The sequence below is a fragment of the Salinicola halophilus genome (assembly GCF_003206155.1).
Classification (GTDB): domain Bacteria; phylum Pseudomonadota; class Gammaproteobacteria; order Pseudomonadales; family Halomonadaceae; genus Salinicola; species Salinicola halophilus.
In genome coordinates this window covers 1336083-1354622 of record NZ_PZJV01000001.1, presented here as the reverse complement: position 1 = coordinate 1354622, position 18540 = coordinate 1336083, and the positions used below count along the sequence as shown (strand labels likewise).

Genomic DNA, 18540 nt, shown 5'->3' with positions numbered 1-18540 from the left:
CCCCTCTGCCCCTCTTTGATGTTGATATCGACCTATGCGCTCCCACTCGTCCAGTTTGGCGGCGAAAAGCGGGGAGAGCGATATGATGCCGGCTTTGCTCACTAGCACGTCGATTACCCTCAGAGGCCCAGCGCGGTCTGGGCATAGGCGGTCGTGCAGGCGCGGTCGCGCATCCGTGCCGACGTCTACTTCATGGGCGTGACAGTCGTGCAAACTACGGTCGGTTTGAACACGGAAGATCTGTGAAAAGCCTACGTGAAGCGAGCGCTAGCCAACGCCAGGATCACGATGGTGGTGGCATGAATCAACGCGAATGGATGGGCGGCTAACTCTTTACCACGTTCACATGCTGCCGGAAAGCGTCAGCAGCCTTGTTCACTGACGTGTCCGTTGACCGAACCAATCCGAAGGTGCGATCGACAGACGGCGACAGCGGAAGTGCGCGAAGCCCTTTCATCTGCTCCGGCAGAAGGGATTCAGGCACCAGCGCAATGCCCATACCTTCTCTTACCAGCGCGCAGGCGCTGTCCCAGCTTTGGACGCTGACGCGAATATCCGTCAGTTCCAGCGAGCGCGAACGGGCGAGACTTTGGGCATGCACCGAGCAACCGCCGGTCGCGAGGATGAACGGTTCATGCACCAGCTCGGAAAGGTCGACTCCCTGGCGAGTCGAGCGACGCGATAGGGGATGCGTTGTCGGCAACAAGGCCACCCAAGCATCACGGCCTAGTACGATGGCGTGGCGCGCCGGTTCGGGGTTGAGCACGACGCCGAAATCGATGTGCTGATGATCGAGCCATTCTTCGACCTCTTCATCGGTGCCTTCCAGCGCCACGACCTCGATATCCGGATACCGCTGGTGAAAACTGCGAAGGATCTTCGGCAGTAGCGTCGAAATGATCGACGGGAAGCTGCCCAGTTTGAGCCGAGCGCTTCCGGGCCCGCCAAGCCTGTTCGCCAGATCGCGGATAGCGCAGTGATGCATGAGCATGTTACGAGCCTGCTCGACCACCTGTTCGCCAAAGGCAGTGACCACCATTTGGCGATGCGAGCGCGAAAAGAGCTTCATGCCCAGATGCTTTTCCAGCTGTGCGAGTGCCTGGCTGGCTCCTGACTGGGTCATGCCGACGTTTTCGGCTGCCTGAGAAATGGTGCCCGTGTCAGCAATGGAGACCACCAAACGCCAGTGGGTAAGGTTCAGCAAAGTAGTAGCTCAGCTAATAGGTTGTCGATGAGGCATTAATTTTACAGTGAATCAGGGCGAGCCACAGACTGAGCCCGTTCGGCCATGGCGCTTATCGAGCCATTTTTCTCACTGTGGATGCCTGCATGAAACTCTATTACGCCCCTGATACCTGCTCGCTATCGCCTCATATCGTCCTGCGGGAGCTGGATTTACCCTTCGAATTGATCCGTGTCGATAACCGCACCAAGCGAACGGAAGACGGGCAGGACTTTCTTGCCATCAATCCCAAGGGCTATGTCGCAGCGCTTGCGCTAGAGGAGGGGGCCATTCTGACCGAGGGGCCGGCCATTCTGCTTTATCTCGTAGATCGGGCCGCACCAACGAACCTTGCGCCCTCCGCGAAAGGGATCGACCGATACCGGCTGCAGGAGTGGTTGGCCTTCATCAATAGCGAAATCCATGCCGGGCTGGCGCCGCTGTTCAATCAGGCGTTACCCGCGGTGGCGCAAGCCCTGTTCCGTGACAAGGTCGCCAAGCGTTTCGACTACGTCGAAAGCGTGCTTCGAAACCAGCCATACCTGATGGGGGAGAGCTTCGGCATTGCGGATGCCTATCTCTATACGGTGCTTGGGTGGTGTCGCTTCTTCGATATCGGCTTGGACGCTTGGCCGTCCATGGCAATTTACTGGCTGCGAATTGGTGAGAGACCTGCGGTTCGTGCCGCCTTGAAAGCCGAAGAGGGGTGACGCGCGATACCTTCGGCATGGAAGAGACGTTCCGGCCCTACATCGAGCGCGGCGAGCTGATGACGCTGCTGGATGACTGGCTGCCGCCTTTCGCCGGCTTCTCGCTCTACTACCCGAGCCGGCGCACCGTCACGCCCAAACTGCGCGCGCTGATCGACCACGTTCGCGACTATCGCTAAGGCGTGAGGCCTCCTGGGCAAGAACGCAAGGTGATCCGTCGGTGCGCTGGCAGGCGGCAATGGCGCCCGCCAGCGCCAACGTTCCCCGTCGTCGTTCAGTCGTAAGAGACGATCTCGACCCAGTTTGCGTTGTCTCCCGTGGCGGCGCTGTCGACCTTCTCCAGCCGGCCGTTCTCGGGATCGATACGGTAGAGCCCCAGTTCGCCGTCGAGCTGGCCGGAGACGACCATGTAGCGCCCGGTGTCGTCGATACGAAAGCCACGGGGCTGGATCTCGACCGGCAGGCTGCGCTGGTAGGTCAGCTCGCCCGTCGCCGGGTCCGCTTCGAAGGTGCTAATGAGGCTGCTGGTGCGCTCCGAGATGTAGACGTAGCGCCCATCCGGGGTGACCTGAATGTCCGCGGCCCAGATGCGTAGGGTCTCGTCACCGTCCGGGATGTCTTCCCGCGGGATGCCGTGGGCCAGATCGAGCGCCTCGGGGACGCCCTCGACGGTGCCCTGGCGCGTCAGCGTGCCGTCGTCGGCATCAATGGCGTAGGTGGTGACGGCGCCGGTGAGTTCGCCGAGCACGTAGAGATGGCGGCCATCCGGGGCGAAGCGGAAATGGCGCGGCCCGGTGCCTTCCGGCGTGTCCACGGTGGCGGGCTCGTTGGCGCTGAGTTCGCCCGAGTCGGCGTCGAAGCGGAACTGGGCGATCCGGTCGTCGCCGAGCACGGGAACGAAGGCGAAGCGGTTGTCCGGCGAGGTCTGGATGGCGTGGGCACGCCGGCCGGTGTCGACGGTCTGTGTCGAATCCCCGGCCACGCCGTCGGCGTCGATGGGGCCGACGCTGACCCTGTCGGCCGAGTAGGAGGCGCCGAGCAGATAGTTGCCGCTCTCGTCGGTATCGATGTAGGCCATGGAAGAGGGCAGTGACCCGCTCCCGTCGCGCGTCAGCTCGCCGCTCTCCGGGTCGACGCGGTAGGTCAGCACGCGGTAGGGCTCGCTGCCGATGCCGGCGTAGAGATGCTGACGGTCCGGGCTGAGTGCCATCGGCATGACCGAGGCTTCCGCCTCGGTGGTGGTCAGCGGCGTCAGCGTCGCGCTGTCGCGGTCGAGCGTATAGCTTGCGATGACGCCGTCGTCGGCGTTGGAGACATAAACGTAGGTCGCCGCCTGGGCGCTCAGACAGGCGGCGAGCAGGGCACTACCCGTGAGGCAGACCGCGGCTCGTGTGATCATCCTTGGCATTGTTCCTCCTTGTTCGGCGATAGCGTGTGGGCCTCTTCGGCGCATGGCGGCGAGACGCCGGGTGGTAACACGGGCAACCGTGAGGCTGCGAGTCAAACTAGGCCGCTGCCCGCCATTCCACAACGCGACCTTAAGCTGAGGACCCTGCCGCGAGAGGCGACCAGTCACGCCGCGCAGCGGTCGATGAACGTGGCTCACGTTGCGGTGAAATTAAATCACTACACCTCATGCAGAGGCTCTGTCATAAAGAGCCCAATGTTTTTCGGTCACCGGCGCGGTAAGCGTCGGTGAGAGAAAGAACCAGACAAAGCGGATCGATTCCTGAAGTGGAGTCGGAATCGATCCCCGTGATCAGGGTGTGCGCCAACGATGAGCCAGGATTTTACGTTTACCGTCCGCAGCGTCGCGTTCGACGAGGACTACCGTCCCGCCGAAGACACGCGTACCACGACCAATTTCGCCAATCTGGCGCGCGGGGAGCGGCGTCGTGAGAATCTGCGCAATGCGCTGACGATGATCGATAACCGCTTCAATAGCCTGGCGCAGTGGGACAACCCGAACGGGGATCGTTACGCACTGGAACTCGAGATCGTCACCGGTGAAGTCCAGGTAGGCGCCGAGGAACGGCAGCATCGGTTTCCGGCCATCGAGGTGCTGAAGACGACGATCGTCGATCAGCAGGCGGGCAAACGCCTCGCGGGCATGGTCGGCAACAACTTCTCCTCCTACGTGCGGGATTACGACTTCAGCGTGCGTCTGGCCGAGCACAATCGAGATCGCGCGGAATTCGGCCTTCCGGAAGGGTTCGGCGATCTCCACGGCCAGCTCTTCAGACGCTTCATCGACTCCGAGGCGTATCGAGGCATCGCCGGCAAGCCGCCGGTCATCTGCCTCAGTGTCTCCAGCAGCAAGCAGTATCGGCGTACCGACAATCACCATCCGGTGCTGGGCGTGGAATACCAAAACGACGACGCCTCATTGACCGACTTCTACTTCGGCAAGATGGGGCTCGAGGTGCGCTATTTCATGCCGCCGAACGGGGTCGCCCCGCTGGCGTTCTATTTCGCCGGCGATCTACTCACCGACTACACGACCCTCGAGCTGATCAGCGCCGTCAGCACGATGGAGTCGTTCCAGAAGATCTATCGGCCCGAGATCTACAACGCCAATTCGCCGGCGGGGCCGTGCTATCGCCCGAGTCTGGAGCACGCGGACTATTCACTGACGCGGGTGGTCTACGACCGGGAAGAGCGTAGCCGGCTGGGCGTCGAGCAGGGGAAGTTCGCCGAAGAACACTTCATCAAGCCCTATCGGCACGTCTTCGAGCGGTGGTCCGCCAACGGCGCCGTCGATCAATCCAGGAACAAGGTCGCGTTTTCATGAAAACATTGTTACCCACGTCGACGGCGGGCAGCCTGCCCAAACCCGCCTGGCTGGCAGAACCCGAAACCCTCTGGTCGCCCTGGAAGCTGGAAGGTGACGCCCTGATCGAGGGCAAGCAGGATGCGCTGCGACTGACGCTGGCCGATCAGCAGCGGGCGGGTATCGATATCGTCAGCGATGGCGAGCAGACCCGCCAACACTTCGTCACCACGTTTATCGAGCACCTGAGCGGCGTCGACTTCGAGAAACGCCAGACGGTGAAGATCCGCGATCGCTACGAGGCGAGCGTGCCCTCGGTCGTGGGGCCGGTGGCGCGTGAAAAACCGGTGTTCGTCGACGACGCCCGGTTCCTGCGCCAGCAGACCGACCGGCCGATCAAATGGGCGCTGCCGGGGCCGATGACCATGGTCGACACGCTTTTCGATGGCCACTACAAGAGCCGCGAAAAGCTCGCCTGGGAATTCGCCCGGATCCTCAACGAGGAAGCCAGGGAGCTGGCGGCCGCCGGCGTCGATATCATTCAGTTCGACGAGCCGGCATTCAACGTCTTCTTCGATGAGGTCAACGACTGGGGCATCGCGGCGCTGGAGCGCGCCATCGAAGGGGTGACGTGCGAGACCGGCGTGCACATCTGCTACGGCTACGGCATCAAGGCCAATAACGACTGGAAGAAGACCCTCGGGTCGGAGTGGCGCCAGTACGAGGAGACGTTCCCCAAGCTGCAGGCGTCCAACATCGATATCGTTTCGCTGGAGTGCCAGAACTCCCACGTGCCGATGGAGCTCATCGAGCTCATCCGTGGCAAGAAGGTCATGGCGGGGGCCATCGACGTGGCGACCCAGACCGTCGAGACGCCGGAAGAGGTCGCCGACACGCTGCGCAAGGCGCTGCAGTTCGTCGACGCCGACAAGCTCTATCCCTGCACCAACTGCGGCATGACGCCGTTGCCCCGGCGTATCGCGAGCGCCAAGCTCGAGGCTCTGAGCGCCGGCGCGGCCATCGTTCGCCGCGAACTCCAGGCAGGCTGAGGCTCGGCAGAAAGCGGGGCCCGACGCGCACCTCGCCGGGCGGGAAGCGTCACGTGCCTGTCGCCGGCTATCTTTCGAGAGGCATCCTTGCGGGGTATCTTTCGAGACGTATCGGGTGCAGGGTGACAGCCTCTCGAGACAGCGCCGGCCCATCGGGCCGGCGCTTTACTGCCTGCCGGAAACCTCGCCATGACCAGCGTCGCCATCTTCGTGGATACCCAGAACGTCTACTACACCGCGCGTGAAGCCTACGGCAGGCACTTCGACTATCGCCGGTTCTGGACCAAGGCGACGGCGGGGCGCGAGGTGCTCACTGCCCGCTGCTACGCCACCGACAAGGGCGACGCCAAGCAGCGCGGCTTCCAGAACACGCTGCGCACGATCGGCTTCGAGGTGAAGTTGAAGCCCTTCATCCAGCGCGCGGACGGCTCCGCCAAGGGTGACTGGGACGTCGGCATCACGCTCGACGCCATTGAATACGCGGCGCGAGCGGACGTCATCGTACTGGTCTCCGGCGACGGCGACTTCGACCTGCTGGCGCAGAAGATTCGCGAGGTGCATGACAAGCGCGTCGAGGTCTACGGCGTGCCCCGGCTCACCGCCAATTCGCTGATTCGGGCGGCGAGCGAGTTCGTGCCCATCGAGGGCGATCTGCTGCTGGGGTGAATCGTTGGCCTGGCCCGGTTGACTCCGCCTGGGCTCGTCACTCGGTTAAGCACTCACCTGGCCCGTATGCGCCGGTGGCCGCCAACGCCATCTGTCTCGCCGCGAAGGCTATCTGTCTCGCCGCAAAGGCCACTACAGCGTCGAGCGAAAGAACTCGGCAACGTGGGCGAATATCTCGTGGCGCTCGACACTCTTTTGCTCCGGCGCGTCACTTCGAGAGACATGCATCGTCCGCGGGCCGTCATCGTCCAGCGCGTTGCGATTGAAGAAGCCGTGCCCCAGGCCTTCGATCAGCCCCAGGGTGGCCGGGTTGTCCGTACGTGAGAGCGCGTCGAACAGTAGCCGGCTTTGCTGCCATGGCACGGCGGTATCGCTCAGGCCGTGCAGAATCAGCATCGGTGGCAGACCGGGTTCCACGTAGGTGATGGGGTTGGCCGCAGCCACGCGGTCCGGCGCCTCCTCGATCGGCGCGCCGATGAATAGCGACTCCATCGAATCGGCATCGGCGCTGAACTTGCCCGGCGGCATCTGGATGGATTCCGGATCATCAGAGGGTGCGCCGTCGGGGTCGCGGAACGCATCCTGCTGCAGAAAGTCGGTCGGGCCGTAGCCATCGACCACCGCTCGCACCTGTTCATCGAACTCGCCGTACTCGTTGCCACGAAATCGCTCGGGGCCAGCGGTGACGGCCAGCGTCGCCAGATGCGCGCCGGCGGAGGAGCCCCATAGCCCGAGCCGCTCGGCGTCAAAGCCGTAGGTGTCGGCGACGGATTTCACCCAGCGAATGGCGGTCTTGACGTCTTCGACCGCCGCCGGGAAGGGCGCCTGACCGGACAGACGGTAATCGATGCTGATCATGGCGAATCCTTCGCGGGCGAAAAAGCGCGACAGATCCGGGGCCAGTTTGCGATCGCCGAATCTCCAGCCACCCCCGTGCAGAAAGAGGATCACCGGTGGCTTGGCATCTCGCTCGGGCAGATAGAGGTCGGCCTCGAGCGCTACCTCGTCGATCGTGGTGTAGGTGACATCCAGCACGGTTTTCACGGGGCACTCCTCGAGAATCGATGCATGTCGTTGCGTTGAACGATGGCCCGGCATCGGTTCATGTCGCCGGTCCGTTGCCCTGGCCCAGCGGCTGCAGATCCAGTTCGTCGAGATGCTCGAGCACGCGGTCGAAACGGAAGGCGGGCGGGTTCAACGGGAACACATGGCCCTCGTAGGGTTCGCCCAGATAGCGAAAGAAGGGCTCGAAGATACCCGGCACCAGCCAGCCGAAGAAGCGGGTGTAGGGGGCATCGAGCCGGTAGGCGTGGACATGATGCGCGGGCACCTGCAGGTAGTCGCCGGGCAAGAGCTTCACCTCCTGACCGTTGACCCACATGGTCATGTGGCCATCCAGACAGAAGAAGTTCTCCGTGTGCTCGCGGTGGTAGTGCGGCGGAATCGCCTCGCCCTTGGGCCCCTCGTTCATGATGGCGATGAATCGATCGCCGCTGGAGGCCTGGGTCTGCAGGAATGAGAACAGCTGTTCGGCGGCGACCAGGCGTTCGCCGGTACCGGCGGCCAGCACATAGGAGATCTTTTCGGTCGGCACCTGATCGTTGGTCACACGTGCCGCGGGTGTATCCGGGATGGTGACCTCGACGAAGGTGACGTCGGCGGCGGCTTCGGCGGCGCGCAGGCGCTCCTCGTCGAGCGAGACGTCGGCGTTCTCCGGTTGAACCGGGCGCGAGAACGCAACGCCCAGGGCCGGGTACATGGCGGCGACGCGTTCGCCGGTGGTCCAGGTCAGAAAGCGGGTGCGCCAGTCGATCAGCGTATGGGCGTAAACCGTACCTGCGGGCACGTAGGCGTAATCGCCCCGGCCGAGCAGGTAGCGCTTGCCGTCGATCAGCAACTCCACGCGACCGTCGAGCACCAGAAAGGCGGCGTCACTCTCGGCATGCGAGTGGGGCGGGAGGTAGGCGTCCTTGCCACCGGTAACGACGGCCGCCTCGAACTGCCCGCCGGACTCCTGCCCGCGAGCGATCAGCGTCACGACCTGGCCGCCCACCCGATAAAATTCACCCTCACCATCGCGCAGCGCGTAGAGCGCTTCGCGACCGGGCAGCGTGCCGTTGGCCAGCAGCGCCGCTTCCGGGCCGGAGACCGGACCTGTGTCTTGCGAGTCGGGGGTAGTGTTCTGAGACATGCCGAAACTCCTCTTGCCGTATTCCGATGATCGCCGGGAGGATAGTCAGCCCGCAGACTTCAGTGAAATAGATTGTTTTGCCATCTGTGATCACTCAGATTGATCGGAACATGCGAGAGAGTGAGCAGGGAGGGGGAGTGGAGTTACGACATCTGCGCTATTTTCTGGCGGTCGCCGAGACGCTGCATTTCGGCCGCGCCGCCGAGCGGCTCAACATCGTTCAGCCGGCGCTCAGCATGCAGATCAAGGCGCTGGAGTCGACGCTGGACGCGCAGCTCTTCAATCGTAACCGCCGTCAGGTCCGGCTGACGGCCGCCGGGCGGGCCCTGGTGCCGGAGGCGCGGCGAATTCTCGAGCAGGTAACGCACGCCGAGGAGGTGATTCGCCAGACGGCGGCCGGCGTCCTCGGCAGCGTACGCCTTGGCTATGCCGCCAGTGCGCTCTACGCGGGCGTCCTCGGTCGCGTCGTGAAAGCGGTTCAGGCGACCTGTCCCGATATCGAACTGCAGGTGAGCGAGCTGCATCCGCACAGTCAGCAGACGGCACTTCGCGAAGACCGTCTGGATGCCACTTTCGGCCCGATGCTCTCCCTGACGCCGGACCCCGAATTCGACCAGCGCCGATTGGCCGCGTTCCCGCTGCGGCTGGCGCTACCCCACGCACACCCGCTGGCCGAGCGCGAGACGCTCACGTCGGAGGACATTCGTCATGAGCGCTTCATTGGCTACGTGGGCGAGCACGACGACGAGGGTGGCTATCTGATGGCGCGAGCGCTGGGGTACTCGCCGGTGATCGGCATGCAGGCGCGAAGTCCGGTAATTGCCCTGGGCCTGGTCGAAGCGGGGCTCGGGGTGACGCTGGTCTCGTCGATCCTCGCGCCCCGCTTTCCAGAGGGGGTGGTCTATCGAACGCTGGCCGACGTCGATCTGGAACTCGATGTCACGCTGATGATGCGACGCAATGAGCCAGGCCCCGCCGTGCTCGCCTTTCGCCGGGTGCTCGACGGGCTACCGTTTGAGATGGACGGGCGGTGACCATGGGCGCTCCGCCATCGGGAGCGCCTGATGCCCGGTTCTATCGATGCACCCAGTCCAGATGTTCGAACGCGCCGCGGGCGTGGTCTTCGCAGAACAGCGCGTGATCGCGGCGCACGCGGTCGGCGGCTTCGGTGGCGAAGTCCACCATGTCCGCCGCGAAGAGCTTGGGCGGACCGATGGCGTCGACGATGGCGGGCTCGATGTCGTAGTCGATCTTGCCGAGTTCGTCGGAGAGGGCGTGCACGGTGGCAAGCACCCGACCGCAGAGGCGGGCGTACTGCTTCCATTCGCTCTTGGAGAGCTCGTCGAGATCGATGTCGTCGCGGAAGGGCGCGCGCTCTCGCGAGAGATAGCTTTTACCTTCGAATTCGACGTGACCGTAGAAGACGTCACCGCGAACCAGATGCACGGCCTGGGCGTGACTGACCCGCTCGGCGAGGGTGTCGACCTCATAGCCGGTGGGCGGTACCAGCCCGGAGAGGGCGGAGCGCCGCGCCTGCTTGTACTCGATGATCAGATCGTCGGTGCCATCGCCTTCGGGGCCTTCGATCAGCACGTAGTAGCGGTCGAGGCCGAGCGAGGCGGTCCCCTGACCGAGCCGGATGGCCACGTCCTTCACCCGCATGGCGGGTTTTCCGCTCTGAGCTTTCTTTTTACCCGGAGCTGACTTTTTACCCATGGTGGCCGCGGCCCCAAGGGCACGGTGCGGCACCTCGATGGCGTTCTCTTCGACCAGCCGGTCGGTGAGCCGCTGGAACGCCTCTCGCCGCGAGGAGATCGGCACCAGCTTCTTCGTCGGTCGAAAACCGCTGCGGGTCTCGTCGAGGTAGTCGTCCATCAGCCATTCGTCGCGGGCTTCGTCGGCGTCTTCGAACAGCTTGCGAATGAGCTTGGGCGCATTGTCGTGACGCATCTCCTCGTCGCGCTCGGTGCCTTCCCGCGATAGCCGCTGCATCTCCTCGACATAGCCTTTCACGAAGTGACGCACGACCTTGGCCTGCTGCTTGCGTTCGAGCTTGCCCTCGGTCTCGGCGGCGATCATGAAGCCGGTGGCGCCGCGCTTGATGTCCCAGGTAAAGGGGGCGTAGTAGGCCTCGTCGAAATCGTTGACCGAGAAGATCGGCACGTTGTCGGCATTGGGCATGACGCCGAAGTTTTCGGGGTGGACGTCGCCGAGCGCGAGCACGGTGGGCATCCAGGCGTCGTCGCCGGCCATGTCGCGATAGAACAGCAGCGCCGTGCCGCGGAAGAAGGAGAACATCGAGCCGGCGAGCTTATCGAACTTGTCGCTGGCCTCCTCGCAGCCCTCGGCGATGCGCGTCTGGTGATCCTCGCGCAGGGTCTGACGCAGATGGCGGCGGCGCTCGTATCCGGACAGCGCCCGCGGGCGCAGCACGAACTCGCCGCTGGCCACCGCCTCGGCCAGGCGCTTGAAGGTCGCGTAGCGCGAGGCGATCTCCGGCGCCGGGGTTTCTGGCGCGGGGGGCTCTGGTGTCGATGCCTGCGACGCCGGTTTTGCCAGCGCCTCGGCGAGTTCGGCCTTGGTCATCGAGGCGCGGCCGGGAATCTCGCGCTGCTGGGCTTCGGCGTAAAGCGTCTTACGGGTGGGTTCGGTTTCTCGTGTCATGGTTACCCCGTGCGTGTCTCATCGGCGGTCGTTATCACAGCGCCCGTGAAGATCAGGATGGCTCAAATGCGAGCGGGGCGCCCATGACTCGCGACCCGGAACGGGAAAGGGCGAGGGCATGACGAAAAAACACCCCGAGGCCAGGCCCCGGGGTGTCGTCGTCTCACGCCCTGCGAAGGGCGATCAGTCCTGCGGTGCGATCCGTTGGACGGCCGATGCGATCAGTTGGACGTCGAAGTGCTCTCGTCGTCCGTCTCCATCGCGTCGGCTTCCGCCGAACTGTCGCCGTCAGCGGCCGAAGTCGCTTCCTGGCTGTCGGCATCGGTGTCGGTATCGGTATCGACGTCCGACGCCGCACTGTCATCGGCATCGATGGAGACGTCGTTACCCGCAGCATCGTCACCGGTCGTGGCGCTATCCGCATCGTCGCCGGTCGTGGCGCTGGCGGGCTCGTTGCCGGCATCGTCGCGAGTGACGCGCCAGATGGCGTTGGTCAGGTCGTCGGCGATGATCACCGAGCCGTCGGGCGCGACTGTGACACCCACCGGCCGGCCACGCGTGGTGTCGTCGCTGGTGAGAAAGCCGGAGACGAAGTCGACCGGGTCGCCCGCGGGCTCGCCGTTCTCGAACGGTACGAAGACGACCTTGTAGCCCACCGGATCGGCGCGGTTCCAGCTGCCGTGCTCGCCGACGAAAACGCCGTCGGTGAACTCGCCGCCCACGGCGTCGTTGGAGAAGGCGATGCCCAGCGGAGCGCGGTGCGAGCCGAGACTATAGTCCGGCGAGATCGCCGACTCGACCAGCGCCGGATTCTCGGGCTTCACTCGGGGATCGACGTGTTGCCCCCAGTAGCTGTAGGGCCAGCCGTAGAAGTCACCGTCCTCGATGGAGGTGAGGTAGTCCGGCACCAGGTGGGGGCCGAGCTCGTCACGCTCGTTGACGACGGCCCAGAGTTCGTCGCTGTCCGGCTGGATGGTCAGCGCGGTGGGGTTACGCACGCCGGTGGCATAGGCGCGGTGCGCACCGGTATCGGGGTCGATCTCCCAGATTTCGGCGCGATCGACTTCCGCTTCCATGCCCCGCTCGGTGATGTTGCTGTTGGACCCGATGCCGACGTAGAGGTGCTCGCCGTCCGCACTGGCCGTCATCGCCTTGGTCCAGTGGTGGTTGATACGCGAGGGCAGCTCCACCACCAGTTCCGGTTCGCCGCTGGCCTCTGTCTGGCCTTCCTGATAGTCGAAGCGGACGAGCGACCCCTGGTTGGCGACATAGAGGTCGTTGTCGATCAGCGCGAGACCGTAGGGGGCATCGAGACCTTCAGCGAACACGGTCTGCTCTTCATAGGTGCCGTCGCCGTCAGCGTCTCGAAGCAGCGACAGTCGATTGCCACCCTTGACCGACGTCTTGCCTTTGGCCTTGATCACACCGGCAACGAAATCCTTGGGCTTGAGCTTGGGGGCGTGGCCGCCGCTGCCTTCCGCTACCAGGATGTCGCCGTTGGGCAGCATCAGCGTCTGCCGCGGAATCTGGAGGTCGGTGGCAATGGCGCTGATGCTGTAGCCATCCGGCACGGTGGGGAGTTCGTCGTTCCAGGGCTCCTGGACCGGCACGCCCATGTTGGGGAGCAGGCCGCGCTGCGGCTCGGGCAGGTCCGGATTGGCACCGTACTGGACTTCGTTGTCCTGAGCGTGGACACCGCCGGCTAGCAGGAGAATCGAAAGCGGGGCGACGTAGCGCATGTGAACAGGCTTCATGAATGACCTCCGGTCTTGCGGCTGGTGAATCCGATCCAGATGGCAGCGAACGACAGAACGGTGACGACGATCGACAGCACCATCCCCGAGGGCATCATGGCCCAGGCGTCGCGAGCGTGGATCAGCGCGTCGATGAACCCGAGTATCCAGGTCACCAGCAGCAGCACGAAGTAGGCTATCGACAGCCCTCGGCTGGCTGCGGGCCGAAAGATCCCGATCAGGGCACAGATCAGCGCGAGTCCGCTGAACACCAGGCCGCCGGCGATCAGCCAGGAGGAGAAGGTCTGCCACTGAATGTTGTAACTCGTGGAGTAGGCGTAGTCGCTCAGCGCCGCCCCCAGAAAGAGCGGAAAGGCACCGGCGAGCAGCATGCCATGGAGCGGATTCGGCCCGCTTCGATACGGTCGTTCGGCAGTCGCGTTCACGACGAACTCCTTAGGCTGATCCATTGAAGAAATGAGAGAAGGCGTCATTCTCCGCCGCCTTCGATTACTGCCTGGATGGCGATTATCGTCTCGGCCGACCTTGGAGGTACCCTGGGGGGCGCCTCGCGCAACGGGACCGAGCCCTACGTTCTACACGCTAAGTTTAGTTGAGTGCCAGAGGTTTACCTCTGTCATTACAGGGGTTTTCTCTCCGAACGCGGCTTTCGCGGTCGAACTCGCAGCCATGCCCGAGGTCCCAGCGAGGGGAAACGACTGACAGGAACGCACCGGTACGTCTCAGCGCTACCCTATTATCGATCCGGCCGGATCGACAAGACGCCGGCCATCGATCGAATCATCCGTCGACCCGGACATTCACCGATCGGTCCATGGCCGATCGCCGGACTTCACCTCTTCCAGGAGCGATCCGTGGCGCATCGCAAACCCGACCTTCCGACCAAGCTATGTCCCGTCTGCGAGCGGCCTTTCGCCTGGCGCAAGAAATGGGCGCGGGACTGGGAGCGTGTGGTCTACTGCTCCGAGCGCTGCCGGCAGCGCTCGGTCGTAGGCGTCGTGAGCGGGGATAAGAGGCGACGTCGAGGGTTTTCTACACATGGGTTGAATCGTTGAACGACGCGGACGGTTAAGCTCCCGGCCCGCGCGCCAGCAGCGACGGCTTGCGCGCCAGCGAGCGCACGCTGGCGCGTGCGAAGCACCGACCGGATCGGCCACGATCCGCCAGGGCATCATCAGAAGGCCCAAGGACACGATAAGAGATTATGAACACTAACGATTCAGGGCGGGCGTGGTGGGTAGCCATGCTCGTCGTCATTGTCGTCATGCTGGCGAGCACCTCGCTGCAGGCGCAGGTCAGAGAGGAGGACGAGGGCAGCTGGTACGCTACCGATGCCATCAATCAGGGGCTTGGCGAGGTGCCCAGCACGGTCAATCTGCGCACGCCCCGCGAAGCGATTCGCAGCTTTCTCGACCTCACCCAAGCCGGTAACTATCCCGACGCGGCCCACGTTCTCAACCTTTCCGATCTCTCTCCGGCGAAGCAGCGCGAGCGCGGTGCGGAGCTTGCGCGCAAACTCTCCGAGGTACTCCGGCGCGGCGAGTGGCTGACCTCGCGCAGCCTCTCCGGACGGCCCGATGGTGCCACCGAGACGGTAACCAAACAGAATACGCAGACCAGCACCGCCCGGCGCAACATCGAACTCGCCTCGCTCAGCGTCGGCAAAGACGCCTATGACATTCGTCTCGGCCGTTACCGGGTGAACGACGAGGAGCCGGTGTGGTTGATCATGCCGGCCAGTGTGTCGCCCATTCCGATGCTCTACACCGAGTACGGCCCCTCGGCGTTCGAGAACTACATCCCCGATCGCTTCAAGAACACCTTCGGCATGCTGCGCATCTGGGAGTGGATCGCCCTGCCGATCGTGCTCTGTTTCGTCGGCCTGATCGGCTGGGCGGTCTACAGCCTGATGGGGCTGCTGGCACGGCTGCTGCCGTCCGGCTCGAGCAGCATCTTCACCGGCCAGATACGCACGCCCCTGGCGCTGATCGCGATGTCGATGACGACGCAGACGCTGCTCGACTACGTGGTGTCGTTCTCGGCGGCGGCGACCACGACCCTACGCGTGATCCTGATGGGAGTACTGGCCTGGGGTGTCGGCACCATCGCCCTGCGGGTGGTGGATACCGTCATGCTGAAAATGATGCGTCGGCTGATGGGCCAGATCGACGATCTCAAGCTCAAGGACGATCGCCGGCTTCTCACGTCGCTCTACGCGCTGCGCCGGGTCATCATTCTGATCACGGTTGCTGTCGTCTCGGTTTACGTACTGGGTCAGGTTCAGCTGTTCGAGACGCTGGGGCTGTCGATTCTCGCCTCCGCGAGCGTGCTGGCGGTACTGGTCGGTGTCGCCGGGCAGGCGGTGCTGGGCAATATCATTTCCTCGTTTCAGCTGTCGCTCGCCAAGCCCATCCGCATCGGCGATCTGGTGATGTTCGAAGGGCAGTGGTGCTACGTCGAGGGCATCTTCTACACCTTCATCCGTCTGCGCGTCTGGAACGAGCGCCGCATCATCGTGCCGGTCATGTATTTCGCCTCCAAACCGTTCGAGAATCTCTCCTCCAAAAACGTCAAGGAGTATCGCAACCTGGAGCTCTCGCTTCACTTGAACGCCGACGTCGCGGTGATCCGCGAGCGCTTCTTCGCCTACGCCAAGGAAGAAGAGAGCGTCATCGAGCATCACAAGCTGCTTTGCTACGTCACCGCGCAGAACGGTACCTCGCAGACGATCACCTGTTATCTGATGACCTCGGACCCGCTGTCGGGGTGGGCGGCGCAGATGAACGTGCTGGAGAAGCTGATGGCGTTCGTGCGCGACAGCCATCCCGACTGGTGGCCGCGCGATGTCATGGTCATCAGCCAGGAGGACATCACCCGGGGGGAAAATCAGCTGGCGTCGAATACATCGGCGCCGGAGGAGACCGGGACGCAGAACCGCGAGCACGGCGAACAGGCGTTCCGTCACGATAACGAAGACGGGGCGTCGAGCAACGCCAACCAGAGCGGTTACGACAACGCCGAGGAGACCGAAGGCGAGCAGGAGCCCGGTCCGACCGACGACGCCGAGCGCCGACGGGACGCCTCCACCGGCCGGCGTGACTCGACCCAAAAGGCACCCGACTGGGACGATAACGACGCCGACAACGGCCAGGATATCGCCCCGTCGCGGCGGTACGCTCACGAAACCGACGAGCCTGACGCGGATGAGCCTGACGCGGAGGAGCCAGATTCCGACGGGCGAGACGCTGACGGGCGTGGAACCGACGAGACTCAGCGCCGACGTCGCCGCGGCGCTGAGGATGATAAAACCTCGGATGAGGATGAAGAGGGTAGGCGCTAGCCGTCAGTCACGTCGCAGACGATTCGGCAGTCGGGGCGGCGACGATGCGAACGTCCCGATAACCGCCGTCAGCGACTGATGTGCAGAGTTCACTCCACTGACAGTCGACGCAGGCAGTGCGGATCTCGTTGGCGCGGAACCCGTCGCGAAGACGGGAGAGCGTGTCGGCGTCCAGCGTGAACGTGTCACCCACGGCAAGCGCTCGCCCGAGCAGCGCGGCGACCTCGTGGCGGGCCGCCGCATCGCGCTCGACCACGCTCGGTTGCCGGCAGTGGGCCGGCGCGCTGGCGGTGGGGGCGAGTAGCGGGGCGCAAATATCGTCCGGCCCCGCGACCAGTCGTATCGGCTCGCCGGCGATGATCCGCCGCGCCAGGGCGTCGTAGTTGGCAACGAACGCTTCGCTGTAACCCCGGCCGACGTAGGTGAGCACGCAGAGCAGATGATGCGCGCGTAGCGCCACGCTCATCGGCGGCCGCGCGCCTGGGTCTGCGCCAGCAGCCGGAGCGTGACGGCGCCGAGCGCGGACTTGAGCAATGCTCCGACCAGAAACGGCACTGTCCCCACCGCGATCGCCGATTCGATCCCCACCAGTGGCATTAGCCAGGCCGTCCCGATCAGCAGGCAGAGCAGGTTGGCAGCCAGCAGGCTGATGCCGGCGAACCAGGGACGATGGCCATCCCAGCCGCGTTCGGCGAGCCAGCCGCAGAGTGCCGCACAGAGCGGAAAGGCCAAGAGATAGCCAGCGCTGGGGCTCATGAAGGCGCTCCAGCCGCTGGCACCCCCGGCCAGTACCGGCAGCCCGACTGCCGCTTCGCCCAGCCAGGCCATGACCGTCAGTGCGCCCAGGCGCCAGCCGTAGAGCGCCCCGATGAGCGTCACCGCCAGCATCTGTAGCGTGACCGGTACCGGCACCATGGGAATCTGAGCATAGGACGAAAGCGTCAAGGCCAGCGTGCCCGCGACGATAGCGCCGAGCTGCCAGGTGCGCGATCGAGACGTCAGGCCCTGGGCGTGGGGCATCGCGAGTGAAGAGAGCATCGCCATCAATCAGTTATCCTTTCTGCTTTTTAAAAGTTGACTGCGCGACTGTAGCGCGTTCGTCGACGGCGATTCAATCGCGCAAAGCCAGCCCCTTGCGCGGACGAACGATCTCCGCGCGAGCGATTACGCGCCGAAACGGTCGGCGTAGATCGTCTGCAGCCAGTCGATGAAGACGCGAACCCGGGGGGCGAGCAGGCGTCGCTGGGGGTAGACGATGTGGATCGGCAGCGCGGGTTTCTGCCAGTCGGCGAGCACCTCCACCAGGCGGCCAGCGGCGAGCTCGTCTTCCAGGCGCAGGCGTGGCAGCTGTATCAGGCCATGCCCCTCGATCGCGGCGGCCATATAGCTCTCGGCATCGTTGACGGTGAGCCAGCCACCGCTGGCAAAGCGGCACAGTTGGCCGTCGATAATCAGATCCAGGGTGCCGTCCGGGGCGCCGTGACCCGACACGAAGCGAACCACGTCATGCTCGGCCAGCGCCGTCGGTGTCTGCGGAACGCCCATCCGATCCAGGTAGCCGGGGCTGGCGCAGATCACCTGCTCGAGCGTGGTCAGGTAGCGGGCGACGAGACTCGAGTCTTCGGACGTGCCGCTGCGCACGGCGCAGTCGACGCCCTCGGCGACGAGGTCGACACGGCGGTCGCCGGTGGTGACGACGACCTCCAGCCGCGGGTAGCGGGCACGGAACTCGGCCAGGCGGGGCAGCACGATGCGCGTGGCGTGGGTGCCGTGCAGCTCTACGCGCACCGTGCCGCGAGGGTCGTCCGCCACGGGCGAGAGCATCGCTTCGGTATCTTCGAGTTCGGCGAGGAGCTCGAGGCAGCGAGCGTAGTAAGTCTCGCCCTCGGGTGTAGGCCGAACCGTGCGCGTCGTTCGCTCCAGCAGTCTGATGGCAAGCCGCGCCTCCAGCTGCTGGATGGCCAGGGTGGCGCTGGCGCGGGGGATGTCGAGCGCATTGGCGGCGCGAGTGAAACTGCCGCTCTCCACGATCCGCGTGAAGAGCGTCATGGCATCGAATCGGTCCATAGGCACTGCTCGCGTGAGGCGAATGCGGGGGCGCGAATCGCGCCGGGTCACTGGCCGAACGTGCCGCCCGCGAGATTGTTCAAGAGTCTGAATGATGTTGTCAGTCT

At 64.3% G+C, this 18540-nt stretch carries 18 protein-coding genes; 8 read left to right on the top strand and 10 right to left on the bottom strand.

The window, feature by feature from the left end:
- Positions 1–325 precede the first annotated feature (325 nt).
- On the bottom strand, positions 326–1204 hold the full coding sequence (locus DOM33_RS06130) for a LysR family transcriptional regulator (RefSeq protein WP_110666765.1): 879 nt from the start codon (positions 1202–1204) through the stop codon (positions 326–328).
- A gap of 125 nt (positions 1205–1329) precedes the next feature.
- Between DOM33_RS06130 and gstA the strand changes: the two genes are divergently transcribed.
- Positions 1330–1932 (top strand): glutathione transferase GstA, encoded by a 603-nt coding sequence (gene gstA, locus DOM33_RS06125; protein WP_110666763.1) that lies wholly within the window; start codon positions 1330–1332, stop codon positions 1930–1932.
- Positions 1933–1949: 17 nt separating this feature from the next.
- On the top strand, positions 1950–2111 hold the full coding sequence (locus DOM33_RS06120) for a type 2 periplasmic-binding domain-containing protein (protein ID WP_204352616.1): 162 nt from the start codon (positions 1950–1952) through the stop codon (positions 2109–2111).
- Between the two features lie 95 nt (positions 2112–2206).
- Here the strand turns inward: DOM33_RS06120 and DOM33_RS06115 are convergent, their stop codons facing one another.
- Positions 2207–3331 (bottom strand): lactonase family protein, encoded by a 1125-nt coding sequence (locus DOM33_RS06115; RefSeq protein WP_162617915.1) that lies wholly within the window; start codon positions 3329–3331, stop codon positions 2207–2209.
- 378 nt (positions 3332–3709) lie between these two features.
- Here DOM33_RS06115 and DOM33_RS06110 point away from each other — a divergent pair, with 378 nt between their 5' ends.
- The 3 genes from DOM33_RS06110 to DOM33_RS06100 all read left to right on the top strand — a co-directional run bounded on the left by DOM33_RS06110 (position 3710) and on the right by DOM33_RS06100 (position 6417).
- Entirely contained in the window at positions 3710–4723 is a 1014-nt protein-coding gene (locus DOM33_RS06110; protein ID WP_110666760.1) for a DUF1852 domain-containing protein, read from the top strand.
- Positions 4720–5751, top strand: a complete 1032-nt coding sequence (locus DOM33_RS06105; RefSeq protein ID WP_110666758.1) for a methionine synthase — start codon at positions 4720–4722, stop codon at positions 5749–5751. Before DOM33_RS06110 ends, DOM33_RS06105 begins: the two co-directional genes overlap by 4 nt.
- A gap of 189 nt (positions 5752–5940) precedes the next feature.
- The gene (locus DOM33_RS06100) at positions 5941–6417 is read left to right on the top strand and encodes a LabA-like NYN domain-containing protein (protein ID WP_110666756.1); all 477 of its coding nucleotides are present in this window, start codon (positions 5941–5943) and stop codon (positions 6415–6417) included.
- 132 nt (positions 6418–6549) lie between these two features.
- On the opposite strand, the gene DOM33_RS06095 is transcribed toward DOM33_RS06100, so the two are convergent.
- Both DOM33_RS06095 and DOM33_RS06090 read right to left on the bottom strand, forming a co-directional pair.
- Positions 6550–7461, bottom strand: coding sequence for an alpha/beta hydrolase (locus DOM33_RS06095; protein WP_162617914.1), 912 nt, complete (start codon positions 7459–7461; stop codon positions 6550–6552).
- Between the two features lie 58 nt (positions 7462–7519).
- Positions 7520–8608, bottom strand: coding sequence for a quercetin 2,3-dioxygenase (locus DOM33_RS06090; protein ID WP_110666752.1), 1089 nt, complete (start codon positions 8606–8608; stop codon positions 7520–7522).
- A 137-nt stretch (positions 8609–8745) separates the two neighbouring features.
- Between DOM33_RS06090 and DOM33_RS06085 the strand changes: the two genes are divergently transcribed.
- The gene (locus DOM33_RS06085) at positions 8746–9642 is read left to right on the top strand and encodes a LysR substrate-binding domain-containing protein (RefSeq protein WP_162617913.1); all 897 of its coding nucleotides are present in this window, start codon (positions 8746–8748) and stop codon (positions 9640–9642) included.
- Positions 9643–9682: 40 nt separating this feature from the next.
- Here DOM33_RS06085 and DOM33_RS06080 read toward each other — a convergent pair whose 3' ends face one another.
- The 3 genes from DOM33_RS06080 to DOM33_RS06070 all read right to left on the bottom strand — a co-directional run bounded on the left by DOM33_RS06080 (position 9683) and on the right by DOM33_RS06070 (position 13451).
- Positions 9683–11272, bottom strand: coding sequence for a DUF2252 domain-containing protein (locus DOM33_RS06080; protein ID WP_110666749.1), 1590 nt, complete (start codon positions 11270–11272; stop codon positions 9683–9685).
- A gap of 221 nt (positions 11273–11493) precedes the next feature.
- A complete protein-coding gene (locus tag DOM33_RS06075; protein WP_110666748.1) occupies positions 11494–13026 on the bottom strand; it encodes a PQQ-dependent sugar dehydrogenase in 1533 nt (510 codons plus the stop codon).
- Positions 13023–13451 (bottom strand): DUF2231 domain-containing protein, encoded by a 429-nt coding sequence (locus tag DOM33_RS06070; protein WP_110666746.1) that lies wholly within the window; start codon positions 13449–13451, stop codon positions 13023–13025. Before DOM33_RS06070 ends, DOM33_RS06075 begins: the two co-directional genes overlap by 4 nt.
- Positions 13452–13622: 171 nt before the next feature.
- Between DOM33_RS06070 and DOM33_RS16430 the strand changes: the two genes are divergently transcribed.
- Both DOM33_RS16430 and DOM33_RS06060 read left to right on the top strand, forming a co-directional pair.
- Complete coding sequence (locus tag DOM33_RS16430; RefSeq protein WP_338053831.1) at positions 13623–14081, top strand: DUF2256 domain-containing protein; 459 nt, start codon at positions 13623–13625, stop codon at positions 14079–14081.
- 188 nt (positions 14082–14269) lie between these two features.
- On the top strand, positions 14270–16366 hold the full coding sequence (locus DOM33_RS06060; RefSeq protein WP_338053830.1) for a mechanosensitive ion channel domain-containing protein: 2097 nt from the start codon (positions 14270–14272) through the stop codon (positions 16364–16366).
- Between the two features lie 7 nt (positions 16367–16373).
- On the opposite strand, the gene DOM33_RS06055 is transcribed toward DOM33_RS06060, so the two are convergent.
- The 3 genes from DOM33_RS06055 to DOM33_RS06045 form a co-directional block, all read right to left on the bottom strand.
- Positions 16374–16832, bottom strand: coding sequence for a DUF1284 domain-containing protein (locus tag DOM33_RS06055; protein WP_110666740.1), 459 nt, complete (start codon positions 16830–16832; stop codon positions 16374–16376).
- Entirely contained in the window at positions 16829–17410 is a 582-nt protein-coding gene (locus DOM33_RS06050; protein ID WP_110666738.1) for a biotin transporter BioY, read from the bottom strand. Before DOM33_RS06050 ends, DOM33_RS06055 begins: the two co-directional genes overlap by 4 nt.
- A gap of 120 nt (positions 17411–17530) precedes the next feature.
- Positions 17531–18433 carry a LysR family transcriptional regulator gene (locus DOM33_RS06045; RefSeq protein ID WP_110666736.1) on the bottom strand — a complete coding sequence of 301 codons (903 nt, stop codon included), beginning with the start codon at positions 18431–18433 and terminating at the stop codon, positions 17531–17533.
- Positions 18434–18540 lie beyond the last annotated feature (107 nt).